Here is a 25,535-nt window from a genome sequence, read left to right on the forward strand (position 1 = left end):
TCAAACAATAAAAAAACCTTTCTGCTTTAGAGAAGCAGAAAGGTTTTTATGCGTATATAACAACATTATCCCTCTCTCTCATCTCTCAAAGCATTTGCTTTGCAGGAATTGGCACCATTTCAACATAAGTTGACGGTTGCCGGGCTTCACAGGGCACAGTCCCTCCACCTCTCTTGATAAGAGAAATCAGATTCAATTTTCGTCTGATTTGAAATTTATGAAATTGTCTATATTTTATGACTTGAATTGTATCAATATACACTCACCATGTCAACAGAAATTTTCGCAAAAAATGAAACTTCAGAATTTTAAGCACCTACTGACATCGGTTTACATATATGAAACATCGATTCCACTAATAACATCGTTCGGTACGTTCCCGAATATTGTACACGTCCATCATTCATTAGCATTTGCAATCGTACATTTCCATTCACCAATTGTTCTATATCCTTTTCATCTAAGCAAATGATTTGTTCCGTTCCTCTTTCCTCATGTAGTAGCTCTATATAATCTCTTGAAATTTGTAACGAACAACTTTCATCTCCAAAGCGAAAATTAACAGTTTTTTCTTCTTGTCTTAAAAGCGGTTCTAAATGATATTGACCATTAGCGTAATTTACAAATGATTGAAGCAAAGAATATAATCTCACCCTAAATCACATCCTTCATATCACTTTCTATTACATACCATTCCCTCTCACTAAAGAGCAATCCTGTTATTTTCGCTCGACAAATACTGTATCCATCCTGCATCTCGACATATTTCCCAAGAAATATGTCGAGGCGGCAAAAATTTTGCCGCCTACTTTAATTCCGTATATAAATATTCAACCGAATGAAATGCGTATATCTTCTTCATCAGTGTCCCATTTTCAAAAACAAGTAAACAAGGTACACTTTCAATCCCATACTCTTTCGCTAAATGCGGAGCATAATTTAAATCTAACATCCCAATTTTCAAATCTTCAATTGTCATCTCAACCACTGTTAACATCTTTTTTGCTAATTGGCATGTTCCACACATTGGAGTATATACATATAATACTGTTTTTTCTTCGTTCTCTATTAGGGCTGTAGCTTCGGCTCCTGTCCAATCAATCACTTCTATCATTCCTTACCGTAAATATTCTGTATAAACGTCAATGTCGGCTCCCCATAATACATTTGCTAAGTGTGTAGATGGCGCAGTTGCCACTTCTCGGTACGAGCGATCAATATAGATATGCTCGGCTTGCGGGAATTCTTTTCGAAATTGTTTCCTTAACTTTTCTCCAGCATCATCAGCATCCACTAGCACATACACTTCCTTATCAAAAAACTGATCAACGAGCTCATCCATTTTCGACAAACCAATTGTACCATTTGTACAAACAATTTCCACCGGTTCACGAATAATAGATTCAATCTTTCTTCTATCTGATGTACCTTCTACAATAATGACTTTTTCTACATAAATCATATGTCATCACCCGATCACCATATACTATACAACCTTGAACTTAGTATATAGTATATTCGTTATTTTCATGTTGTTTCCTGTTTATTTTTGCAAAAGAAAAGCGCAAGCGGCTCGTTTAGATTGTGAGGGGGGATGGAGCTTCTGACGTAAAGGCGCTTTTGGCCTTGTAGGAAGAAGCGAAGCCACCGAACAATCTAGCCGCTGGAGCTGGATCATAAAGAAAAGCGGAACCGACTGTTTAGCCCTGTTGGCTAAGGTTCTTTCGCACAGAAGACGCTTTTTGTCTTCTCGTGCGGAAGGTTCTTAGACATGAAGGGCTAGGAGGTGGAGCTGGACAATGAAAAGCGCAAGCGGCTCGTTTAGATTGTGAAGACTTATGAAACCTTACCAAAAAACAGTTTTTCTCATAATAGCTTATTTATTTACATATAACTTGAATTTCATTATTTCACAAAAAATAAAAAAGGACAGCACAAAGGCTGTCCTTTAGTCGACTATAATTAGTCTTGGTTTGTCATTTCTGCATATTTTTCTGCAGTTAATAACTTCTCAACTTGGCTTGCATCAGAAAGTTCAACTTTAACCATCCATGCACCCTCGTATGGAGATTCGTTAACAAGTTCTGGTTGGTCACTTAATTCTTCGTTTACTGCTACAACTTTACCGCTTACAGGTGCGTATAACTCAGAAACTGTTTTAACAGATTCTACGCTTCCGAATGGCTCGTTAGCTTCGATTGTTGCACCTACTTCAGGAAGTTCAACGAATACGATATCGCCTAGCTCACCTTGTGCAAAGTGAGTGATACCGATAACAACTTCATTACCTTCAGTTTTTACCCATTCGTGTTCTTCAGAGTAACGTAAATTATTTGGAATGCTCATGACTGTACCTCCAGTGAATGTATTAATTATGTAAAAATACCTTATTGGTACTTTTTCCACACACTTTCAAACTGCTCTTCGTTAAAACCAAGTGTTACATTCGTTCCATCTGTTACAATTGGACGTTTAATCAACATGCCATCAGATGCTAAAAGCTCATACATTTCGTCTTCGCTTGCATCTTTCAACTTATCTTTTAGACCAAGTTCACGGTAACGCATTCCACTTGTATTAAAGAATTTTTTTAATGGTAATTCACTTTTTTCATGTAAATTACGTAAATCTTCTTTTGATGGTGGATTTTCAACAATATGAATCATCTCATATGCTACATCGTTTGCCTCAAACCATTTCTTTGCCTTTTGACATGTGCCACACTTTGGATATGAATAAAATGTTACTGTCATAAATTCACCTACTTTTTTACTAACCTTTACCTTTATCATATAGAAAACGTTTTATTATTTCAAACCATTATTCGCTAAACTTTTACTTATTTCGTGATAATTTTTAATAATCCTGCGAATTTTTCTTATTTTTCCGCCATTTGTTAAGAAAAAAATAAATATATAAATTTTTTAGATTCTGCACCAAACATATATCTTAAACAAGCGTTTGATTAATTCTCCATTCTCTTCCTTAACCTTTGAACTACAGAAGTTTCTTTCTACCGAACATACAGCTTAAACAAACGTTTGATTAATTCTCTATTTTTCTTTGTTAACCCTTGAGTTACATCGGTTTCTTCCTACCGAACATACAGCTTAAACAAACGTTTGATTAAAAAAATAAGAAGCCTCTTTTGCAGGCTCCTTCATTATCTATTTAAATAATCTGCAATTGTTTGAAATACGACGATATACATATTATGAATACTTTCTTCTGTATTTCCACCATTCGATAAACCAACTGCCCATTGTTGTCCTTCACCACTTCCGATATTCGCAAACCCTTGCGTATACATAGCATTTACATCTTTTCGGGCACTGTTATACTCTATCCCTTTTGTAATAAAAATCGAATATGATTTATCTTGTAAACCGATAAAAAACACTGGTTTCTTTAGTGATGAAAATACATTTTTATATTGCTCTGTTGAGGCTTCTTGAAAGTGATCTTTCATTATTAGAAAACCATCTACTTCCTTAGATTTCTTTTCCAGTTCCTCTAACTTCATTTCCTCAAACTTTATATTCCTAAACGTATCTTTCGGTTTTTCTCCAACAACTCCAATTACGAGTGCTCTTCCGTTATATTCTAATTTCTCTCCTTCTTTATCCTTTGCACACCCAGCACCGACTAGGCATATCAATATAAAAAATAAGAAATACGATAAACGCTTCATTTAGCACCCTCCCCTTCTTTTTAGTCAAGTGACAAAAACGTAAGGTTAATTCAAGAAAATGTAAGTAAAATCGATAGCCCAATTCACGTTTCTATATTATAATCAATTGAATTTACTTACATTACTAAACATAGGAGATCAACATGAAGAAATTTAAACTTTCATCTTTTCTTCCGTTAAGTTATATACTTCTACTCGTGCTCGTAAGTCCCCTTTACGACGTATTAAATAAATCGACTGTTCACGCAGTAGACGTTACAACTGTAGTAGATGATTGGATTCCATTTGTAAAAGCATTTATTATTCCTTATTTACTTTGGTTTCCATACTTATACGGCGCACTTATTTATTACTGTTTTGCTGACCGAAAGCAATATTATGTTACTTTAAGTAGTGTTATTTTTGGAAAGCTTGCTTGTTTTTCTATTTATTATTTTTGGCAAACAACTGTACCACGTCCGACTGTCGTTGGAACAGATGTATTTTCTGAACTAGTTCGCTATATTTATAGTATCGACCAGCCAGTAAACTGTTTCCCTAGCATTCACGTTCTTACTACATTTGTAATTATGTTAGCTGCCTTTAAGCGTAGAGAACAACATGCTTTTGAATATTACATCCTTACTTTCTTCGGTACACTTATTATTTTATCAACGCTATTTACGAAGCAGCATGCCTTTTTAGATGCCGTTTCTGGAATGACACTTGCAAGCATACTATACTTCGGAGTTCAGCTCTTATTAGCAAAAGAACCAATAAAAGTTCCAGTAAAACAAAATCATAAAATGTAACATAAAAAAGCAGACTGTGGCTTCAGTCTGCTTTTATCTATTATTAAGGAGATTTTCAATTTAAGATTGCGGTACAGTCATATCACCAGAATGAATACGACCTGCTTTTTTAAGAGCAATGTAAAGTATATAAGAAACAGCTACTGGAATGACGATATAAGTAATTACCATCGCCGGGAGAACTTCCCATCCTTGGCTGGAAATTAAATTAATTGGTGCTATAAGAGAACTTAATCCAAGACCTGCAATTTCCTTTCCTGCTTCCAGTTGGAAAATTAATGCTGATACTGGACCGACTATAGCACTGGCGACGACAGTTGGGACGAGAATCATTGGATTTTTAGTGATATTTGGTAACTGTACTTTCGGAGTACAAAGTGCTTGAGCTAATATGCCACCTAAATTGTTTTCTTTTGCTGAGATGACAGAGAATCCGATAAACTGAGCAACGCATCCAGCAAGAGCAGCACCACCTGCAACACCGTCTAAGCTAAGTGCAATTGCTAACGCAGCTGATGAAGCTGGAGAGATAAGTAATAGTCCCCAAACTACTGCAATGACGATAGAAGCGATGAATGGGCTACCAGCTGAGCTATCTTTAATAAACGCTCCAACTGCATTTAAAACAGGAGTAATATTATGAGATAACCAAATGCCTACTAAACCAGAACCTAATATGGCCGCAAATGGAACGAGCATCATATCTAACGCAGTTTTTCCGCTTAAACGTTTACCAATATATACAGCTAAAGTTGCTGTTAATAATGCACCGATTGGCTCACCTGTTTTAATAATTAGACCAGCTTCAGTAATCGAAATGGATCCGGCACCAATCGCTCCGGCTACCATCGCCGAGAAGATTACAAGACCGTTTGCACCGAGCATAAAAGCAATTCCAGCACCAATTGCCGGTGCCATTAGTGATTTTGCAACAACTCCGATTGTAATAAGTAATGGTATATCAACAATTCTTCCTATATTTTCGATCAGTAAACCAATTCCGAGGGATACGAAAATACCTTGTGCGATTCCAGCAGATGCTTTAAATACACGAGACATTATATATTCCTTCATTTGTTTCACCTTCTCCTATAAGTTAGTAACCAATTGTTTTCATATAATCACGTAAAATATCGTTTGATTTTGCGAATCGAGATTCTTCATCCTCTGTTAAATTGAGTTCTACAACTTCTCTTATACCGTCTCTAGTAATAATAGCTGGTACTCCTGTACAAATATCATATTCACCGTACTCACCATCTAAAATGGCTGATACAGCAATGACACGGTGATCATCATTAAAGATTGAACTCGCAATATATGCTAGAGAATTTCCAATCCCGTAATAAGTAGTTCCTTTACGTTTATAAATTTCCCAGCCAGCTTTTGCAGTCTTCTCAACAATTTCATCTAAATCTATTTCACCAAATCGTTCTTTTTGTTCTTCTAAAATTTGCAGAATTGGCTTTCCACCAACAGTTACATGAGACCAAGCAACCATTTGAGAATCACCATGTTCTCCTAATGAATACCCATGAATACTACGAGGATCTACATGTAGCATTTCAGATAAAATTGTTCTTAAGCGAGAAGAATCTAGTGATGTACCAGTACCGATTACGCGATTTCTAGGTAATCCAGATAATTTCCATACTTCATATGTAATAATATCAACTGGGTTCGATGCAAGTAAGAAAATACCATCAAATCCACTTGCCATTACACCACCAACAACACTTTCCATAATCTTCGCACTCGCTCCTAAAGTATCTAAGCGACTTTGTCCAGGTTTTGGTGCTGGCCCTGCTGTAATAATGACAATGTCCATATCTTTGCAGTCTTCATAGCTTCCTGCATATACTTTTGTTCTTGTATTTGTAAAGTTAATGCAATGTGATAAATCCATTGCTTCCCCAACTGCACGTTCATGATTTATATCAATTAATAATAGCTCTTCGCAAATCCCTTGATTTACAATGGAATACGCACAACTGGATCCAACTAATCCAGTACCGATAATTGCAATTTTTCTTGTATGTCTTTTCATAGCAATCTCTCCTAATTGATCATATAATCTATTTCTTTTGTTCTTTACATTCTTAATTATAGAGGTTCCCACGATAGAAACCATGGATACTTTGCGAAATGTTGAACAAAGTTTTTGTCCTTTTTGTGAATTGTCATATTCCATTTTCGTCATATTTGTTACAACTGGAAAAATATTTATTATGTATTTATTGATATATACAAAAAGAAAACGAGCGAATAAATTCGCTCGTTTTCTTTTTCCTGTTATTCCGCACTTAATTGGCTTTTTAATTGCTGTACAATCATCGGATTAGCAGGTGCTGCCGGTTTGTAATAGCTCTTTTGCTTTGCGTACTCATACATATTACGTTGGCGCGCCTCGTCTTGATTACGAATTTGAATTAACGTTTGATGTAACTGTTCATTATCAGACTGAGCAATATAATTTGCATAGCTTGTTAAACTTGCATTTAATCCTGCTAAATAATCATTTACCATATCTTTTTCATTCATCTTTTACTTCCTCCTATCCTAGGAAAGTCATTAATTGCTGTTTCGTATTTCGTGCATCTTGTGCATCCTTTTGTAGCATTTGTTTCAGTTGTGGATCTGTACACGTCTGTGCATACTGCTCCAACTTGTTAATAATTGTTGCGTGTCCACCAATTAAATGACGTAAGTTTTCTACTTCAAGCTCTGTTAAGTTTTGCATATAACATACCCGCCTTTCTTTGTTCATTCATCATTAGTATTTGGTTCTTTTTGGATTGTATTCATCAACTTTTCCCACATATAAAAAAAATAAAAGATGAATAGCTAAGCCATTCATCTTTTATACTGGTTATGTATTTATTTTTATAGAGATACAATCATACTTATACTCACAAGTAAGTTCCATATAATGTGTAAAATAATACTAGGTATAATAGATTGCGTCTTTTTGTATAACATAGCAAATACAATCCCCATAATCATTGCCGTAATCGGAAAACCACCATGAAGAATCCCAAAGATGAAGGAAGAAATAATGATACCAACTAGAAAACTATATTTCTTTTCAAAAAATCGATACAAAATACCTCTATATAAAATTTCTTCTTTAATTGGTGTAATTATAGCAACACTTAACACATATATAATACTTTGTAGACTATTTTGAAGTCCTAAGCTCCCTAATTGATCTCGCTGCTGCCCTGCACTTTCAAAGCTAAACAACTCTAACATTACATACTGAGTTAATGCAATGATGATAAAACCTATTAATAAATACAAGTATGTTTTCCCATTTTTTAAAACAGATACATCCCATATGTTCTTAATAAAATGAAGCACTGGTTTATAAGCAAATAAAACAATAGTAACAACAGCTGCATCAAATAGAAGTAAATAATATCCCTCTAAATTAGCACGTAATACCTCTTCTCCAAAAATTCCAAGGGCTAAAGCAAGGAATAATCCCCCTAAGAGTGAGAACCCTAGAATGCTTGCAATCGTTACAACTAGATTTTTATATGTTATGTTATCTACTTCTCTTTCTGCATTATACGCGTCTAATACTGTTTTTCTCATACTATTCCTCCATTTGTTTTCATTACCTTAACAAAAATCCTTTAATACAAATATATAGATAATATAACAATTTTTTCAAAAAGAATAATATGCAATTTTACATATTATGAAAACTTTATATTTTATAGTTTTAGGAATAGAATTGCTATGCAATAATTATTATATGAAATTTTAAAAAATACTTCCTATCCACTATAACCCTCGCATCATATAAAACTTATTAGTTAAAGGAGCAATGAACATGAAAACACATGACTTCCTTACAGAAATCCAGAAGGGCTCTGAGCCTAGTCCATATCAAGATCCTATTGCTTTTATTTTCGTTTGCCTTTCCGTAGTCATATACACATTTTTCAAACCTGTAAAATAATATCATGTAATGAGAAAAAGCCTACCGCTCTTTTCGAATTATATGCAAACAAAAACCTTAGAATCACTTCTAAGGTTTTTGTTTGCCTCGCTTCTTATTCACGTAACCCTTTAATAAACGTTTCCAACAATACATGTAAACTTATATCTAAATCTAACGGCAAACCAAATCCGCCCTGTTGTTCAATCGAAGCAAATCCATGACAAATACTTCTGAATCCGCGTGTCGCATGAAGTGCATTCTCTCCTTCTAAGCCATACTGTTGTAAAACCTGAAGACAAAGCTTTACAATTCCGTCACCTGCTTTTCTTACTTCTTCATCTCGTAAAAAAGTTGCTTCATATAGTCCAGGATGTTTTCGGACAAATGCTACATACGCTTCTCCTAAAGCATGAATTGCTTCATCCATCCGTTTATCCTCGGCAGCTTCTTCCAGTCTGTTATGCAGCTTTTTGATTCCGTAAATGCCAAGATTTTTCCGTACATCTTGTAACCCTTTTACATGATTATATAGTGAGGGCGAACGTACCCCTAACGTTTGCGCTAATGAAGCTAACGTTACTTCTTGTACTCCTTTTGCATCTGCAATTTCTGCTGCTGTTTCTACAATTTTTTGTAATGTAAGTCCGATTCTCGGTGACATCAATTAACCCTCTTTTCTACTTTCTATATTCCGCTTCGCTTCTTTAATAGCAAGCTCTATGAAAGCCACTGGATCGTTTATCATTTTTCCATGTCCTGCCGCAAGCAAGGAAGGCTCATATTCTCTTAACTTCTCTGCACTTTGTAATGATATTTCTTTGCTCCACGTTGCCATCGCCGGAAACGGAAACCAAAATTTCATTTGTCCTGAAACAGCCATACCTCCTCTTGTTTGGAATGCATCTCCGACAATCAGAGCTTTATTTCTTACATCAAGAAACGACATGGAGCCTGGCGTATGTCCCGGTGTCATAATCGCAAGAAGCGATCCAACTCGGTCGCCATCTTCTAATAAAATATCAGGTACCGTTTTTATCTTTTTAGGTACACCGCCTTTTATTGGCGTATTCGGTTCATCCTTTTGTAACGTCGTATCTCCTTCTAACAGCTTTCCGTCCCGCTTAGAAATATAGACTGGAACATGAGGAAGTACTTCTTTTAATGCGTCTAATGCACCGATGTGATCATCATGCGCATGTGTTAATACAATCTTAGTAATTGGTTTTCCTATTTTCTCAGCCGCCTGTAAAATACCTTTTGCGCTATATGGCAAAGCCGCATCAATTAAAGTTAAACCAGCTTCTTCCTCCACAAAGTAACAATTCACAGGAAACACTCTTGGCAAAAATGACAATTGATATACCGTTTTTTCATGTATCATCCTCATAGTCCCATCTCCCTTTTCACAAAAACTAATACCATTAGTTTTATTATACTAATGGTATTAGTTTTATGTCACTAAAAAAATTTTTTTCAAAAAAAGAACAGTAGCCGTATAAACGACTACTGTTCTTTAAAGATATTAAACTGTGTAACGCTCATCTTCTAAAATTTTCGCAGCGATTTCACGTTTCTTCGGAATTACGTTAAGTGGTGTGTGGCGAGTTAATTTACGTAATGATGATAACATCATGCGCAGCATGTCGCCGTTTTCAACTGCGATAAGTGTTTCTTTCGCATCTGCTTCGATTTCGTTAAATGCTTCTTGGCAGAATACTTCAGTGTATAACACTTTTTGTTTATTCTTTTCAAGACCAGTTGTTTTGATCGCTTTTTCTGTACGAAGAACAGCTGATTCCATTGCGTATAGATTGCTTACGATGTCAGCGATATTCACAAGAATTTCTTGCTCTTTATCTAATGCTTTACCGTATTTTTGAGCCGCTAATCCAGCTACCATTAAGCCGATTTTCTTCGCATTAGTTACTAAATACTTTTGAAGTGCTAATGGCTCATCGCCTACTTCTTCTGGCATCATCATCATTAACTCTTCTTGTAATTTTTGTGCTTTTTGAAGAAGTGGTAATTCACCTTTCATCGCTTTACGTAAGAACGTACCTGGTACGATTAGGCGGTTAATTTCGTTCGTTCCTTCGAAAATACGGTTAATACGAGAATCACGGTACATTCTTTCAATCTCGTACTCTGCCATAAATCCGTAACCACCGTGAATTTGAACACCTTCATCTACTGTATAGTCTAATACTTCAGAACCGAATACTTTGTTTAAAGAGCACTCGATTGCATATTCAGCGATAGAAGCTGCTACTGCTTTACCGTCTTTTACTTCTTCTTCAGATAATGTGCTCATGCGGCTTTCGAATAAACCTACTGTACGATATACAGAGCTTTCAGCTGCATATGTTTTTGCTGCCATATTCGCAAGTTTCTCTTGAATTAATGGGAAGCGAGCGATTGGTTGTTTGAACTGTTGACGTTGGTTTGCATATTGTGCTGAAATTTCTACTGCACGTTTCGCAGATCCAACTGTACCAACACCTAATTTATAACGACCGATATTTAAAATGTTGAATGCGATAATATGACCTTTACCGATTTCACCAAGTAAGTTTTCTTTCGGTACTAACGCATCTTCTAAAATTAACGTACGAGTTGAAGAACATTTAATACCCATTTTCTTTTCTTCTGGGCTTGTAGATACGCCAGCGTAGTCTTTCTCTACGATAAATGCTGAGAAGTGCTCTCCATCGATTTTTGCATATACAACGAATACGTCAGCGAATGCAGAGTTTGTAATCCACTGTTTTTCACCATTTAATACGTAATGTGTACCTTCTGCATTTAAACGTGCAGTTGTTTTTGCACCTAATGCGTCAGATCCTGAACCTGGCTCTGTTAATGCGTATGCAGCTAATTTTTCACCAGTTGCAAGTAATGGTAAATACTTTTTCTTTTGCTCTTCGTTACCGAATAATACGATTGGTAAAGATCCGATACCTACGTGAGCACCGTGAGTAATTGCAAAGCCACCAGCGCGAGAGAATTTCTCTGCGATTAACGCTGAGCTTACTTTATCAAGACCAATTCCGCCGTACTCTTCTGGTACGTCAGCGCCTAATAAACCAAGTTCCCCAGCTTCTTTTAAAAGACGAACTGAACGATCAAATTCATGTTGCTCTAAATATTCAAGCTCTGGAAGAACTTCATTTACGATAAAGTCCTCTGTCGTTTTTGCAATCATTTTATGCTCAGATGAAAAATCTTCTGGCGTAAACACTTGATCAATCGTAATCTCATCAACTAAAAAGCTACCGCCTTTAACCGCATTTCCTACTGTTTTTTCCATGAAAATTTCCTCCTTCATATTTTCATGAGCAGCTTCTCTCTTTTTGAAAGAAGCTGGCTCTCCCTTTTTTTATAAACCTTTGTTGCTTCCATTCTTTGCTTTAGCGTCGTCTCGTTCTGAGCGAACCGCTTCCACTTTTTTTATAATCCAGTTCCAGTGGCTAAAACAGTCGGTCGTTTCCCCCCTTCCTTTGAGGCAAAAAGCGCCTCTTCGTCAGGGCTTCCAACGCCCTCCTGTTCTAAACGAGCCACCTGCACTTTTTTATAATCCAGTTCCAGCGGCTAGAATGTTCGGTGGCTTCGCTTCTTCCTGCGAGGCAGAGAACGCCTCTACGTCTGAAGCTCCATCCCCCTCACATTCTGAACGAGCCGCTTCCACTTTTTATAGTAATTCAAATACTCCCGCTGCTCCCATTCCGCCGCCGATACACATTGTTACGATACCGAATTGTTCGTTGCGGCGTTTCATTTCGTGAATAAGAGATAGTGTTAGTTTTGCCCCTGTACAGCCAAGTGGATGTCCAAGTGCGATTGCACCACCGTTTACGTTTACTTTTTCTTCATCTAAACCAAGTTCACGAATAACTTGAATTGATTGAGAAGCGAATGCTTCATTTAGTTCAAATAAGCCAATATCAGATAGCTCTAAGCCAGCTAGTTTTAGCGCTTTTGGAATTGCAGCGATTGGGCCGATTCCCATTACTTCTGGTGGTACGCCAGCTACTGCAAATGAACGGAATTTCGCAAGTGGCTTCATGCCATCGCTCACTGCTTTTTCGCGATCCATTAATAGTACAGATGCTGCACCGTCACTCATTTGTGAAGAGTTACCAGCTGTTACAGAACCGCGAACGTTAAATGCTGGACGTAATTTCCCTAAAATGTCTAGCGTCGTCTCTGCTCTTACACCTTCGTCTTGTGCGAAAGTGATTGTTTCTTCTTGCAGTTTATTGTTTGATCCAACCGAGCGTAACGTCACATCTACAGGTACTGTTTCATCAGCAAAGTTTCCTGCAGCTAATGCTTTCGCAGCACGTTGATGACTTCTTACTGCAAATGCATCTTGCTCTTCACGAGAAATTCCATATTTCACAGCAACTTGCTCTGCTGTATGTCCCATACCCATATAATATTCCGGAGCCGCTTCTACAAGGCGACTATTCGGACGAACAACGTGTCCCATCATTGGAACTAAACTCATTGATTCCGCTCCGCCTGATAATACAGCTTCAGAGTGACCAAGCATAATGCGCTCTGCTCCGTAAGCGATACTTTGTAAACCAGAAGAACAGTAACGGTTAATTGTAATAGCTGGAACATCGTAAGAAAGTCCTGCTAGTCCGCCGATATTACGAGCCATATTTAAACCTTGTTCTGCTTCTGGCATCGCACAACCGAAAATTAAATCATCGATTGGTCCTTCATAATTTGCACGCTTTAACGTTTCCTTTACTACTAACGCCCCTAGATCGTCAGGACGAACTGTTTTTAATGACCCCCTCTTTGCTTTTCCAATTGGTGTTCTTGCTCCCGCAACAATGACAGCTTCTCTCATGAACGATATCTCCCCTCGTTATTAGTTACGTAATGGCTTTCCTTTTACAAGCATGTGCTGCATTCTTGCTTGTGATTTCATCTCACTTACTAAGCTAATAAATGCTTCACGTTCTACATCTAATAAATATTGCTCATCAACTTCTGTTCCGTACGGTACTTTTCCGCCCGCAATGACATATGCAAGTTTCTTCGCAATGTGAAGGTCATACTCTGAAATGTAACCAGATAAATGCATTGCTTCTGCACCAAGTGCAAGAGTTGCATATCCTGTTTCCCCAACAACTGGTATCTTTTTGCGGATTGGCGCTTTGTAACCAGCTTCATATAAAGCAAGTGCTTTCTGTTTCGCATCGTATAGTAAGTGATCACCATTCACACTAATACCATCTTTATCACCTAAGAAGTTATGAGAAACTGCTTCTTGTCCTGAAGTTGAAACTTTCGCCATTGCGACTGTTTCGAACACTTTATTTGCAACTTTTTGCAGATCAAACTCTACACCGTTTGCCATTTTGTTTAAGTGTTTAATGTATAGCTCTTTATTACCGCCTCCGCCAGGGATTAAGCCAACACCAACTTCTACTAAGCCCATATACGTTTCACTAGAAGCTTGAATGCTCGCTGCTGGTAAGCAAACTTCTGTACCTCCGCCAAGCGTCATACCATATGGTGCTGCTACAACTGGCTTAGAAGAGTACTTAATTTTCGTCATTGCATCTTGGAAGTTTTTCACAACTAACTCAATTTCAAAGTAGTTGTCGTCTTGTGCTTCCATTAAGATCATTGCTAGATTCGCACCAACGCAGAAGTTCTTCGATTGGTTACCGATAACAAGACCTTTATAATTCTTTTCTACTTCATCAACAGCGTAGTTAATCATTTGCGTAATATCCATACCGATTGCATTGCTCTTCGAATGGAACTCTAAGCAAAGGATGCCGTCGCCTAAATCAATTAAGCTCGCTCCGCTATTTTTCTTTAATACGCCATTTTTCGCTTTTAATTGCTTAAGAGAAATTGCTTTTTTATTACGCTCGATTAGCTTATATTCGCCATTATCGTAATAGTAGCTATCGCCGTTATCATGTTTATAGAAAGTGGTGAAACCTTTCTCTAACATTTCTTTCACCCAAGTAGGAACAACTACGCCGTTTTCTTCCATCTTTTGAACAGATTTTTCAACGCCAATTGCATCCCACACTTCAAATGGCCCTTGCTCCCATCCAAAGCCCCACTTCATCGCTTGGTCAATTGCAACGATATCGTCAGCAATTTCTTTATGAAGTTTTGCAGAGTATAAAAGAGTTGGTGTAATGATGTTCCATAATAACTCTCCTGCACGGTCTTTTGCGTATACAAGCGCTTTCAATTTATTCGCTAATCCTTTTTCTTGTTTACTTAACTCTACGGATGCAGCTTTTAATTTTTTACGCGCTTCGTATTCCATCGTTTCAGGATTTAATTCTAAAATTTCTTTTCCTTGTTTTAAGAAGAAGCCTTGACCCGTTTTACTTCCAAGCCATTTTTTCTCCAGCATGTCATGCATGAAAGCTGGTACTTTAAATACATCACGCTCTTCTTCTTGCACATTTTCATATACGTTATTTGCAACGTGTACGAATGTATCTAAACCGACAACATCTAATGTGCGGAACGTTGCGCTCTTCGGACGACCAATAAGTGGGCCTGTTACAGAATCAACTTCCCCAATGCTATAGCCGCGTTTTACCATCTCTTGAAGAGTAACAAGTAAACCGTACGTACCGATGCGGTTTCCAATAAAGTTTGGTGTATCTTTTGCGATAACAACGCCTTTTCCAAGAACGTCTTCGCCAAATAGTTTCATGAAGCTTAATACTTGTGGATCTGTTTCTTTCGTCGGTATTACCTCTAGAAGTTTTAAATATCGTGGTGGGTTAAAAAAGTGTGTGCCTAAGAAGTGTTTCTGGAAGTCGTCTGAACGACCTTCTGCCATTTTTTCAACTGAAATACCTGACGTATTCGAGCTTACGATAGAACCCGGTTTACGAACCGCATCTACTTTTTCAAATAGTTTCTTTTTAATATCTAAGTTTTCAACTACTACTTCAATAATCCAATCTACATCAGCTAGACGCTCAAGGTCATCTTCTAAGTTACCTGCTTCAATCAGTGCTAAATTCCCTTTCACTGTCAGAGGAGCTGGTTTTTGCTTTAATAGTTTTTGCACAGCCGTATTACTAAAACGATTTCTCACACTTTTATGTTCTAATGTAAGTCCCTTCGCTTCTTCTTCTTTCGTAAGCGCAGGTGGTACAATATCAAGCAATAATGTCGGAATACCAATATTAGCTAAGTGTGCCGCAATTCCCGAACCCATTACGCCTGAACCTAGAACAGCAGCCTTTTTAATTTGGAACATCCAATTCTCCCCCTATTCTTGAATGAATGCTCATTCAATTTTTCGACATAAGTCGCAATCAATGAGTGAGCCTCTACTAATAAATATATGATACTGTTTAAATTTTCGCAATATATTTATTGATAAAATTTTCTGAAATAAATATTTTTCTTTTATTTGCCCATGCTATATATGTATTTTCTTCACTAAAATACACTTTCCCTTTTTATAATCTGACGAAACTGGAGGAATATATATGGCAAAACTTAAGAAGAACCCTTCAAAGGCTGGAATTAGTGCCGCTAGTGTAACTGGAAACGCAGGTCCGCATAACCACGGTGTTGAAAAAGGACGCCAAGGTAATAACCAACAATATAAAAAGCATAATATGGGCGGAAAATAACGCTATATTTTTGGGCAGAGAACGTGGCATAATGATTAATGGCTGCTTTTTCTGCCCAATTTATTTGTAACAAATGAGGGAATTATAATGAAACGAACAATAGTTATGATTGTAATGATTGCCACACTATTTACAGGGATGATTTTCTTCTCTTATGCACAAAGGCAACAAGCTGTAAGAGCTGATCAACCTAATATTACTGGGCAATATGGAGTTACAATCGATGCAGACACAGGTGAAGTTTTGTATGGAAAACGCGAAGACGAACGCTCTTATCCGGCTAGTATAGCCAAAATGATGACAACCCTTCTTTTACTAGAGAATGTAAAAGAGGATGAAGAAATTACAGTTACAGAAAACGCAATTAAAACAGAAAGTCAAAGTAAGAAAATTAAACTTCGTGCTGGGGAAAGGTTAAAACGTGATGAGGCATTAAAACTGATGCTTATCATTAGTGCAGATCCAATAGCTGAATCCATCGCAGAACATATTGCAGGATCAAAAAATGAATTTGTGAAAATGATGAATACTAGAGCGAAGGAACTCGGTACAAAGCATGCGACTTTCAAGAACGCAAGTGGTGCTGATGCACTTGGAAATAAAGTATCGCCATATGACATTGCTATTATTACGAAAGAAGCATTAAAGTATCCAGTTGTTTTAGAATATATGAATTCAACACGTACAACTCTACATACTTCAGAACGCTCTCCAAACATCGCAAACTACGGACGAGAAGAACTATATGACGATCCATATGCGATTGGAAGTAAAAGCGGTCTATCAGCACTCGGAAAATATACAGTCGTAACAGTGGATGAAAAAGACGGTAAACGCGTCATTAACGTCGTATTATCTTCTACTCGCGCGCAACTATATCCTGATACGAAGAAAATGGCACATTATGCATTTCAGCAATTAAAATAACCAAGGAGTATTTTCTCCTTGGTTATTTTTTAACCATACCTTTTAATACGAACGCAACGTTTGCTGGACGCTCTGCTAGACGGCGCATGAAATATCCATACCAATCGTTTCCATAAGGTACGTAAACACGCATTTTGTAACCTTCTTTTACTAGCTCAAGTTGACGCTCATTACGAATACCATATAACATTTGGAATTCAAATTGATCCCTTGGAATATTATGTTCTTCAGCAAGTTTTTTTGTATATTCAATAATCGCTTCGTCATGTGAAGCAATTGCAGTATAATTTCCATTTAATAAGTGCATTTTAATAATCTTTTTATAATTGTCATCTACATCTTTCTTGTCCGGGAACGCCACTTCTTCAGGTTCTTTATAAGCTCCTTTTACAAGACGTAAATTAGGTTTATAAGCATTTAAATCCTCAATATCTTTTTCTGTACGATATAGGTAAGCTTGAATAACAGTACCAATATTATCGTACTCAGATTTTAATTGTTTAAAGATATCAATTGTTTTACCGCAGCGTGTATAATCTTCCATATCAATTGTAACGAACACACCATTTTCTTTTGCAGCTTCTAAAATACGGCGCATATTGTTCATTACGATTTCATCAGAGATATCTAATCCCATAGAAGTCATCTTTAAAGAAAGCTGCGAATCAAGACCTTCTCTTCCAATTGCACGGATCGCTTCAATCGATTGGTTAGCCATTTCATTTGCTTCCGCTTCATTATCAACGAATTCACCTAAATAATCGATTGTTACACAAAGACCTTGCTTATTTAATTGTTGAATGGCAGCTGTCGCTAATTCAATCGTCTCCCCTGCGACGAAGCGACCTGCACCAAAGCGTAAACCGTACTTTTTAGCCAGTTTTGTTAGCGCTTTATTTTTAGATAAGAAAAGAAACGAATTTCGCATTAATTGTTCCATGTAATTCACCCCTATGACTGTAATTTATCTGTTTTTTACCCCTCTTCAAAATTATATCATTGTTTAAAATTATTGGATACAAATAATTATTTAGATAATTTATAAAATACTATAAAAACATTTAAAAACCTATATTTCTGCTTATAAATATACCTGAAATATTTTTCGACATTTAGAAAAATGGAGTTTAATAGGTATAAAATAGGCATGTCGAAAATATTCGACATGCCTATAAAATCCTTTATATTCCATGTAAATTATATAAGGATATTAATACAGAAAACTTGCGATTATATTTACCTCAAGTTTTTTTATTGCTCATTTCGCTTCTCTTCATTCAGCCTTTTAATATCTGTAATTAACTGTACCATCTCTTCTTTCGCATCTGGATAAGTTTCATTCCAATGCTTTACTAAAGCTGGCATCGTCTTAGCTATGTAAGAATACAGTGCCCACTTCTGTACCTGTTCTTTTCTCTCTTCATTGCTCTCTCCAAGTAACAGCTCAGTATATTTCTCCAGTAAACCATCAAACTGCTCGTTAAACTTTTCACTCATTTTATTTACCTCCTATATGAAAAAAGCAGCGAAGATCGCTGCTTTTTCTTATAATTTTGATCGAACAGAGTTTAATTTTTTCTCCATTGTGCTTACTTTATCACGACGATCATCAATACGAATAGTTGTTGCAACACGCTGTGCACCTTTCGTATATGGAACTTCATGCATTTGTTGTATTACTTCTAGAATGACAGGAAGATCTCCTTCAATAATTGTATTCATCGGTGTTAATTGATACTTCACGCGATCCGCATTTTTCTCTAGCACCTTTTGTACTTCTGCTACATATTCACTAACACTTGGATTACCTGTTCCTACTGGAATAATCGATACATCAACAATTGCCATAGTAGTCTTCCTCCTATAATCGTTTCTTATATATCCATTGTCTATTTTACCGAAATCCTCATCATTTTACTAATATGTTACTCTTCCACTTTAAACTGCTCGACTAATCTTTCTAAATCTCTCATATGTTCTGTCAAACTTTCCATCGTGTGAGCTACCTTTTCTAAATGATTCACCTGTGATTCCGTTGCAGCATGTACCTCTTCAGAAACAGCTGCACTTTCTTGACTCGTACCAGCAATTGTATGCATTACCGCTGTAATTTCCCCTTGCTCATAACCTATGTTATGTACCTCTTCTACAATTTTTTCAACTGAAGTACTAATCGTATTTACAACTGACATAATTGTACGGAACTCCATTTCCGCCTCTGACGTCACTTTATTTTGCACATCTGCAATGTCTTTCAATTTACTTACAACTTCTACAACCCTTTTTACTTCTAATTGTACATCACCAATCATCATTGTGATTTCTCCGGTTGCCTCTTTTGATTGTTCCGCTAATTTCCGAACCTCTTCAGCAACAACCGCAAATCCCTTACCTTGCTCACCTGCACGGGCAGCTTCAATCGATGCATTTAAAGCAAGTAAATTTGTTTGATCCGAAATACCTTTTATAAGCTCAACAACATTTTGAATGGATCCAACTCTTTGTTCTAACTTATCCGATGCTTCTTCTGTATGAACAACAATCGAAGATGATTGTCCCCTCGTACGGATTAAATTCCTCATTGTATTTAATCCTTGCTTAGATGCCTCTTCCGCTTTGCCAGCCACTCCTTTTATTTCACCAACGGAGCTATTCATTTGTTCTACTGACTCCGCCATATTCTCGAGCTGAGCTGAAACTTCATCCACACTATTCGCAAGAGTAGAAGCTCCTCCGCTCACATCATCCATCGCTCCTGAAACTTCTCTACTAGCCGCTACTGTTTCGTTCGTTAAATAATGTAAACTATTCGTTGATTGTTGCACCGTTGATACGCTGTTTTTAATTTTACTTACCATTTCATTCATTTGTTCAACCATATCATTAAAGTGCTTCGTCAACTCTCCAACTTCATCTTTACTTGTCACTTTCATTCGCAGCGTTAAATCGCCTTCTGCTACTTTTTGCACGTGATTCTTTAATAGTTGCAGTGGTCTTGCTAATCTTCTTGAGAACAAGTAGGAAGCTACGATTCCAACTAATAAACTAATACATGCCATTATAATAACTGTATTTCTCGTACTATTTAATAGCCCATCGATCGTTTCTTTCGGATAAAAGATTCCTATCGTCCATTTCATCGTATCAAATGATTGACTGTAAACAACTACATCTTCACCTTTTATTGTAGTGACCGCATATTTTGTAACCTCTTTATTTAAGCTCTTTATAAGTGGTTCTTTAGAAACATCTTTTCCTATCTTTTCTGGATAAACAAGAGCCATATTTTTATCATTTATAATAAACATTTCTCCGTCATTATTGTATTGAATATTGTGAAGCAACTTCTGAATCGTCCCAAGCGATACATCCATCGCAACAACGCCTAATACAGACCCATCTTGAGCTGTAATTGCTTTAGAAACACCTACACTTAACTTTCCTGTTGCAATTTCATAAGAAGGTTGTCCCCAATGGACCTTTTTTACATCAGCCTCTGAATCTTTATACCATGGTCTTGTCGTTGGATCATATCCTTCTGGCACTTGCCCACCTTCAGCAAGATTGGCACTTAATGTTTTTTTATCTTTCGTACCAATATATAAATCTAAAATACCAGGATGATTCTTTTTATACTCCACAAACTCTTTCGTTAAAAACGCTTCCTCTTCTGGAGTAACCCCACCTTGAAGTATATTACGAATCATCTCACTGTTCGCGTAATACCCCATATCTTCATCCGTTCTTTGAACAAATGTCGTAAGTTGCTCTGTCACAAGATCCATCGCATTTTGAGAATACTCGTCTAAGGAACGCACTTCCTTTTCTTTCTGTAATTGATACACAGCTGTACCCAATATTACGAACATCATAGAAATAAGAACTGAAAACACTAACGCAATTTTTAAACGTAAACTTCTTAACATTTCCCCCAAAGCATCCCCTTCGCATTAAATTAAAATCTTATTAATCATTATATTAAGTATAATAGATAAAATTAAAAAATTGAAATTAATTCTCACCTTAATACAATTAGAAAAAGGACTACCACTTGTGCAAAAACAAATAGTTCATTATCCTTAAAATATAATCTCATTCGTTCGGAGGGAACTATGTTACAAAAATTCGGTTTCTCACAATATGAAAGCCAAGCTTATGAAGTTGTCGTATCAAGCAATGAACCATTAGATGCTACAACGATTGTGAAGCATTCAGGTGTTCCAAAAGCAAAAATATATGAAGTGCTAGCACGCCTAATCGATAAAGGAATGGTAATGGATTCTGTTTCAGAAAAGAAAAAATTGTATACAGCATTACCACTAAAGCTAGCAATTGAAAAATTAACGACAGAATTCCAATCAAATATTAAAGAACTGGAAACAAATATATCAAAAAAATCATTTACAGATGACCGTGTGTGGAGCTTAAAAATGCAATCTTCTATTCGAGTTCAAAGTAAAGAACTCATTGAAAGTGCACAAGAATCAATCCGTATTTCAGCTTGGAATGATACTCTTTTAGAATATCTCCCTTTACTAGAACAAAAAGCAAAACAAGGTGTTCAAATTGAATCCCTTATTGTTGGAGAAGTAGAAACAGACTTAGAAAACATGCATTTTCTAATCCCAGCTGAAGAACCTAATGCATTAGAGCGCTACTTGCTACTTATCGTTGACGATCGTGAAATTTTATTTGCTGGCGTAGAACAAGAGTCATGGCAAGCGATGAAAACAATGTCACAACCTTTCGTAAAGTTCTTTACAGAATTTTTCTATCACGACGTTGCACTTGCAAAGATCACCCAGAAGCACCACGATCTCTTTATGGAAGATGATGAAATTAAGAGTTTGTTGATGAAGTTGAGATACTAATTAAATAATAAAAAGGAGTCTAATTTTTCACTTAGACTCCTTTTCGTTTTGTTCCTTTATCTCCATCAACAGCTCAATGATTTTCTCATTTTGCTCTACCTGTTTCTCTGAATTTTGATAGATGAAACGAATCCATCTAAAAACAATGATAACTACAAATAATGGCAATACTATGAATATAAAACCAATAATTGAATAATCCATATACTATCACCTCGCTATATACCCTTTTCTCCATTTACCTACTAAAACATGCAATTTTTTACAAATAAAAAAGAACCTATCAAACGATAGATTCTTCTTTTACGAACTGAGTAGAGCGTCCTCTCGTAATCGAGAAAATCGCGCAAAGCAGTGCTAATATAATAAAGCCACCGCCTACCCAAGCATTATACATAACAGATGATTTTTCAATAACAACTCCGCCTACTGTTGAACCGAGTGCAATTCCTAAATGAAGCGCAGAGTTATTTAAACCTTGCTGAATACCAGCTGATTCCGGTGCAATTTCAATTAAATAATTTTGCTGTGCTGGTGAAATCGCCCAGCTCAGCATACTCCAAAGTCCCATCATAATGATGAAGAGCGGGAATGAGAATGTCATTAATGGCAGTATGAAGATTGCACATGCAAATACGATAATAATCGAGATAATACTTTTCTTCGATCCCCATTTATCAGCAAGCCATCCACCGAACCCGCCGCCAATTACTGCTGCGATTCCGAAAATAAAGTAAAACACACTTATCCAGTTTGCTTCAACATGCATGACATCTTTTAAAAACGGTGTTAAATATGCATACAATGTTAAATGCCCCGTTAAAAACAAAAATGATGTTAACTGTGCACTTACAATTTTTTTATCTTTTAAAGTAGCAAGTTGTTCTTTTATTGATAATACCGATGTCGGTGGTACTTTCGTTAAGAACAATGAAATACAAGCTATTGCCATAACTGTTAACACAGAAATTAATACAAATGGTGCACGCCATCCGTATGCATTTCCGAGTACAAGACCGAGCGGTACTCCAAGTACAAGTGATCCACTAATTCCCATAAAAATGATTCCAATTGCACGCGCACGAAAATGCGGTTCTACTACACTAGACGCAAGTGTTACCGATAGTGCAATAATTAATGAACCACTCGCCGCACAAATAACCCTTGAGAACATTAGCATTCCGTAATTCACACTAAATGCGGAAATAATATTTCCGATTAAGAAAATCGATAATGCTCCAACATACAATGTTTTTCTTTCAAACTTCCCTGTCACAGCTAATAAAACTGGACCTGACAAAGCAAATACTACCGAAAATATTGTTATAAGCTGACCAGCTGCGCTAATAGATACTCCTAAATCATTGGCAACTAAATCGAGCGTTCCTCCTATAATTAACTCAACCGTTCCGACTACGAAAGCCGCGATAGCTAAAATATAAACACGAAAATTCAAGTCTTTCCCCACGCTTTCTGTTTTGGTTACTACGATTATAGTAACCAAAATAGAAAATGGACGCAAGTATAATTTTTTTACAGTAAAAAAGGTAGGCGTATTATACGCCTACCCTTCCATCATTCTGTTTCTTTCTTCTTATTTAAATACCAATACACCGGAAGTCCCGTAAAGACAATTCCAATGGATAAGAAACAACTTACCGGATCATTGATAATTGCACTACCAATTACAAAGAGCGAACCTAAAATCGCTACGATTGGTACGATTGGGAATAACGGCACACTATATGCACGCTCTTTATTCTTATTACGTTTTCTTAAAATGAAGACACCAATAAACGTCATTACGTAGAAAATATAAATAATGAATACGGAAATCTCAGATAGCTTATTTGGATCACTAATAATCATTAAAATAATTCCTAAAATGATTTCAACAGTAATCGCATTTGCTGGTGTTTTAAATCTCGGACTTTCCTTTGCAATAAACTTAGAAAATGGAAGTTGTCCACGCTCTGCCATAGACATTGGGATACGTGGGAACGTTAAAATCTTTCCATTTAAACAGCCGAAAATGGAAACGATAATACCGATACTAATAATTTTTCCGCCATATTCTCCAAGTAACATACCCGCAGCTGTCGCTGTTGCATTTTCTCCAAGGTCTACAATTTTCGCTGCTGGTAATACATTTAATAACGCCAAGTTAATTAATACGTAAGCAGCCGTTACGATTAAAATCCCTACTGTCATTGCTTTCGGTAATAACTTTGTTGGATTCTTCATTTCTCCACCAATCGAAGCAAGTAAAATCCAGCCGTCATAAGCAAATAACGTTGCTAAAATTGCCATACCGATACTTTGATTTTCCGATATCGGCACAACTACGTTAAAGATATCGCTATTCCCTTTCCAGAAACCTAGCACAACAATTAACACAATCGGAATCATCTTCCCAATTGTCGTGATTGTTTGAACGATACCTCCGTATTTTGTTCCCATACTATTTACAACGCCAAGGAACACAACCGTTCCAATTGCGATTGGTAAATTCCACACTTTATCTAAATAGAAAAAATTAATCATTAAAGAACTAAAGTATAAACCTAATGTTCCGATAATAGCAGGTCCATAAACAATTGTTTGCATCCAACCTGATAAATATCCCCAAAAACTTCCGTAAATCTCCTCTAAATACGTATACAACCCACCATTTTTCGGGATTTGCGCTCCAATTTCAGCTACTGTTAAACCACTTGCTAGCGTCAACAGACCACCAATTACCCAAGCAAGAATGGCCATATTAGAACTCCCCGAGTAATCTAATACGCTCCCTGGTTTCATAAACACACCAGATCCAATAATCGTTCCTACTACGATAGAAAGTGCTACTGTTAAACCAATTTTGTTCTTCTCATCATGATGCATGCTGCGTATCCTCCTTCCAATCCTAGTGTGATGCAAAAATGAAATAAAAAAACACTCCTCCCTAAAAAAGGGACGAGTGTTGTATTCGTGGTTCCACCCTTGTTTCAATTCGTAAAGTAACACACTTCACCAATTTCTCAAGTCTAAATAACGGTTTTTGCCGGCAAGCAATTACTAGATGCTCGTTCACTGCTGCAGTTCAGAGGTGGTAATCCATTTTTCCGTATTAGGAAGCTCACAGCCAAAGGCTTCCCTCTCTGAAAATCGTAAAAAATTGATCATGTCCTCATCATCACTTCTTGATGTCGAATTTTGTAGTTATTGTTCATTATATTGAATTGTTAGAAAAAATCAATATATTTTTTTATATAACATAGGAAATATTTCTCTTCTTATATTATAACAGAACATACAAAACTTCTCTAATTCCCTAAAAATGGTATAATCCATTTAGGAGGTGTACTAATAATGATTGCTGTCTTTTGTATCATTGCTACGTTTCTCTCTATTCTATTCGCTATCATGCATCGGCACAAGTATCCTGGTTATAGCATTTTAGCGGTAGCTATTATACCAGCTGTTTCCTTCTACGTATTGGGTAAATATCAATATACGGAAGTGTTTATCGGTTTTGCAATCTTCTACTGCATCTTCGGATACATACTAACAATGAAAAGAATTTTATTGAATCATTAAAAGGGACCGATTTCTGCTGACAGAAATCGGTCCTCGCACGTACCTTCCGGTTGCCCACACGAAAGATACATAAATCAA

General features: G+C 36.6%; 28 protein-coding genes, 1 riboswitch and 1 other annotated feature. Of the genes, 5 read left to right on the forward strand and 23 right to left on the reverse strand.

Translation table 11 applies throughout. From position 1 onward, the window contains the following. Positions 1-75: 75 nt before the first annotated feature. A riboswitch (SAM riboswitch) is annotated at positions 76-183 on the reverse strand. Positions 184-308: 125 nt separating this feature from the next. From ACTFR3_RS17065 to ACTFR3_RS17090, 6 genes are all read right to left on the reverse strand, one after another. After that, the gene (locus ACTFR3_RS17065; RefSeq protein WP_001242138.1) at positions 309-653 is read right to left on the reverse strand and encodes a hypothetical protein; all 345 of its coding nucleotides are present in this window, start codon (positions 651-653) and stop codon (positions 309-311) included. Positions 654-805: 152 nt separating this feature from the next. After that, complete coding sequence (locus ACTFR3_RS17070; RefSeq protein ID WP_002008881.1) at positions 806-1,114, reverse strand: thioredoxin family protein; 309 nt, start codon at positions 1,112-1,114, stop codon at positions 806-808. Between the two features lie 3 nt (positions 1,115-1,117). Next, positions 1,118-1,462 (reverse strand): toprim domain-containing protein, encoded by a 345-nt coding sequence (locus ACTFR3_RS17075; RefSeq protein ID WP_000640870.1) that lies wholly within the window; start codon positions 1,460-1,462, stop codon positions 1,118-1,120. Positions 1,463-1,962: 500 nt separating this feature from the next. Beyond that, on the reverse strand, positions 1,963-2,346 hold the full coding sequence (gcvH, locus tag ACTFR3_RS17080; protein ID WP_000026897.1) for a glycine cleavage system protein GcvH: 384 nt from the start codon (positions 2,344-2,346) through the stop codon (positions 1,963-1,965). 41 nt (positions 2,347-2,387) lie between these two features. After that, complete coding sequence (locus tag ACTFR3_RS17085) at positions 2,388-2,753, reverse strand: arsenate reductase family protein (protein ID WP_000218968.1); 366 nt, start codon at positions 2,751-2,753, stop codon at positions 2,388-2,390. A 410-nt stretch (positions 2,754-3,163) separates the two neighbouring features. Continuing rightward, positions 3,164-3,691 carry a hypothetical protein gene (locus ACTFR3_RS17090; protein ID WP_000826874.1) on the reverse strand — a complete coding sequence of 176 codons (528 nt, stop codon included), beginning with the start codon at positions 3,689-3,691 and terminating at the stop codon, positions 3,164-3,166. 143 nt (positions 3,692-3,834) lie between these two features. Here ACTFR3_RS17090 and ACTFR3_RS17095 point away from each other — a divergent pair, with 143 nt between their 5' ends. Then, the gene (locus ACTFR3_RS17095) at positions 3,835-4,482 is read left to right on the forward strand and encodes a phosphatase PAP2 family protein (RefSeq protein WP_000713769.1); all 648 of its coding nucleotides are present in this window, start codon (positions 3,835-3,837) and stop codon (positions 4,480-4,482) included. A 60-nt stretch (positions 4,483-4,542) separates the two neighbouring features. Here ACTFR3_RS17095 and ACTFR3_RS17100 read toward each other — a convergent pair whose 3' ends face one another. The 10 genes from ACTFR3_RS17100 to ACTFR3_RS17145 all read right to left on the reverse strand — a co-directional run bounded on the left by ACTFR3_RS17100 (position 4,543) and on the right by ACTFR3_RS17145 (position 15,695). Further along, a complete protein-coding gene (locus ACTFR3_RS17100) occupies positions 4,543-5,556 on the reverse strand; it encodes a PTS transporter subunit IIC (protein ID WP_000666172.1) in 1,014 nt (337 codons plus the stop codon). Positions 5,557-5,578: 22 nt separating this feature from the next. Beyond that, entirely contained in the window at positions 5,579-6,529 is a 951-nt protein-coding gene (locus tag ACTFR3_RS17105) for an L-lactate dehydrogenase (RefSeq protein WP_000820648.1), read from the reverse strand. Between the two features lie 245 nt (positions 6,530-6,774). Next, entirely contained in the window at positions 6,775-7,023 is a 249-nt protein-coding gene (locus ACTFR3_RS17110) for a spore coat protein (protein WP_001002981.1), read from the reverse strand. Positions 7,024-7,036: 13 nt separating this feature from the next. Further along, positions 7,037-7,222 carry a hypothetical protein gene (locus tag ACTFR3_RS17115; protein WP_001180555.1) on the reverse strand — a complete coding sequence of 62 codons (186 nt, stop codon included), beginning with the start codon at positions 7,220-7,222 and terminating at the stop codon, positions 7,037-7,039. A 143-nt stretch (positions 7,223-7,365) separates the two neighbouring features. After that, positions 7,366-8,079 (reverse strand): CPBP family intramembrane glutamic endopeptidase, encoded by a 714-nt coding sequence (locus ACTFR3_RS17120; RefSeq protein ID WP_098771081.1) that lies wholly within the window; start codon positions 8,077-8,079, stop codon positions 7,366-7,368. 464 nt (positions 8,080-8,543) lie between these two features. Then, positions 8,544-9,092, reverse strand: a complete 549-nt coding sequence (locus ACTFR3_RS17125; RefSeq protein ID WP_259592004.1) for a TetR/AcrR family transcriptional regulator — start codon at positions 9,090-9,092, stop codon at positions 8,544-8,546. A gap of 3 nt (positions 9,093-9,095) precedes the next feature. Continuing rightward, positions 9,096-9,818 carry an MBL fold metallo-hydrolase gene (locus ACTFR3_RS17130; protein ID WP_001242337.1) on the reverse strand — a complete coding sequence of 241 codons (723 nt, stop codon included), beginning with the start codon at positions 9,816-9,818 and terminating at the stop codon, positions 9,096-9,098. Between the two features lie 135 nt (positions 9,819-9,953). After that, positions 9,954-11,738, reverse strand: a complete 1,785-nt coding sequence (locus ACTFR3_RS17135; RefSeq protein WP_000416291.1) for an acyl-CoA dehydrogenase family protein — start codon at positions 11,736-11,738, stop codon at positions 9,954-9,956. A gap of 381 nt (positions 11,739-12,119) precedes the next feature. Next, positions 12,120-13,292, reverse strand: coding sequence for an acetyl-CoA C-acetyltransferase (locus ACTFR3_RS17140; protein ID WP_001206324.1), 1,173 nt, complete (start codon positions 13,290-13,292; stop codon positions 12,120-12,122). A gap of 21 nt (positions 13,293-13,313) precedes the next feature. Continuing rightward, positions 13,314-15,695, reverse strand: a complete 2,382-nt coding sequence (locus ACTFR3_RS17145; protein ID WP_000486377.1) for a 3-hydroxyacyl-CoA dehydrogenase/enoyl-CoA hydratase family protein — start codon at positions 15,693-15,695, stop codon at positions 13,314-13,316. Positions 15,696-15,930: 235 nt separating this feature from the next. On the opposite strand from ACTFR3_RS17145, the gene ACTFR3_RS17150 reads away from it, so the two are divergent. Continuing rightward, positions 15,931-16,077 (forward strand): YuzL family protein, encoded by a 147-nt coding sequence (locus ACTFR3_RS17150; RefSeq protein ID WP_440044616.1) that lies wholly within the window; start codon positions 15,931-15,933, stop codon positions 16,075-16,077. Between the two features lie 87 nt (positions 16,078-16,164). Next, positions 16,165-17,004 carry a D-alanyl-D-alanine carboxypeptidase family protein gene (locus tag ACTFR3_RS17155; protein ID WP_440044617.1) on the forward strand — a complete coding sequence of 280 codons (840 nt, stop codon included), beginning with the start codon at positions 16,165-16,167 and terminating at the stop codon, positions 17,002-17,004. A gap of 22 nt (positions 17,005-17,026) precedes the next feature. Here ACTFR3_RS17155 and ACTFR3_RS17160 read toward each other — a convergent pair whose 3' ends face one another. From ACTFR3_RS17160 to ACTFR3_RS17175, 4 genes are all read right to left on the reverse strand, one after another. Beyond that, positions 17,027-17,944, reverse strand: a complete 918-nt coding sequence (locus ACTFR3_RS17160) for a proline dehydrogenase family protein (protein WP_000436783.1) — start codon at positions 17,942-17,944, stop codon at positions 17,027-17,029. A 311-nt stretch (positions 17,945-18,255) separates the two neighbouring features. After that, positions 18,256-18,501 carry a YusU family protein gene (locus tag ACTFR3_RS17165; RefSeq protein WP_001290594.1) on the reverse strand — a complete coding sequence of 82 codons (246 nt, stop codon included), beginning with the start codon at positions 18,499-18,501 and terminating at the stop codon, positions 18,256-18,258. Between the two features lie 48 nt (positions 18,502-18,549). Next, complete coding sequence (locus tag ACTFR3_RS17170; RefSeq protein WP_001018860.1) at positions 18,550-18,852, reverse strand: MTH1187 family thiamine-binding protein; 303 nt, start codon at positions 18,850-18,852, stop codon at positions 18,550-18,552. 77 nt (positions 18,853-18,929) lie between these two features. Next, entirely contained in the window at positions 18,930-20,930 is a 2,001-nt protein-coding gene (locus ACTFR3_RS17175) for a methyl-accepting chemotaxis protein (RefSeq protein ID WP_440044618.1), read from the reverse strand. A 186-nt stretch (positions 20,931-21,116) separates the two neighbouring features. On the opposite strand from ACTFR3_RS17175, the gene ACTFR3_RS17180 reads away from it, so the two are divergent. Further along, positions 21,117-21,875, forward strand: a complete 759-nt coding sequence (locus ACTFR3_RS17180) for a TrmB family transcriptional regulator (RefSeq protein WP_016125651.1) — start codon at positions 21,117-21,119, stop codon at positions 21,873-21,875. Positions 21,876-21,902: 27 nt separating this feature from the next. Here ACTFR3_RS17180 and ACTFR3_RS17185 read toward each other — a convergent pair whose 3' ends face one another. The 3 genes from ACTFR3_RS17185 to ACTFR3_RS17195 form a co-directional block, all read right to left on the reverse strand. Beyond that, on the reverse strand, positions 21,903-22,079 hold the full coding sequence (locus ACTFR3_RS17185; protein WP_440044619.1) for a hypothetical protein: 177 nt from the start codon (positions 22,077-22,079) through the stop codon (positions 21,903-21,905). A 79-nt stretch (positions 22,080-22,158) separates the two neighbouring features. Then, the gene (locus ACTFR3_RS17190; RefSeq protein WP_322372840.1) at positions 22,159-23,397 is read right to left on the reverse strand and encodes an MFS transporter; all 1,239 of its coding nucleotides are present in this window, start codon (positions 23,395-23,397) and stop codon (positions 22,159-22,161) included. 53 nt (positions 23,398-23,450) lie between these two features. Continuing rightward, on the reverse strand, positions 23,451-24,761 hold the full coding sequence (locus ACTFR3_RS17195; protein WP_000546312.1) for an APC family permease: 1,311 nt from the start codon (positions 24,759-24,761) through the stop codon (positions 23,451-23,453). Between the two features lie 65 nt (positions 24,762-24,826). After that, positions 24,827-25,063, reverse strand: a binding site (T-box leader). A gap of 166 nt (positions 25,064-25,229) precedes the next feature. Between ACTFR3_RS17195 and ACTFR3_RS17200 the strand changes: the two genes are divergently transcribed. Then, positions 25,230-25,457 (forward strand): hypothetical protein, encoded by a 228-nt coding sequence (locus tag ACTFR3_RS17200; protein ID WP_000562231.1) that lies wholly within the window; start codon positions 25,230-25,232, stop codon positions 25,455-25,457. The last annotated feature ends 78 nt before the right edge of the window (positions 25,458-25,535 follow it).

Source organism: Bacillus cereus group sp. MYBK14-1 (assembly GCF_051916885.1).
Lineage (GTDB): Bacteria > Bacillota > Bacilli > Bacillales > Bacillaceae_G > Bacillus_A > Bacillus_A cereus.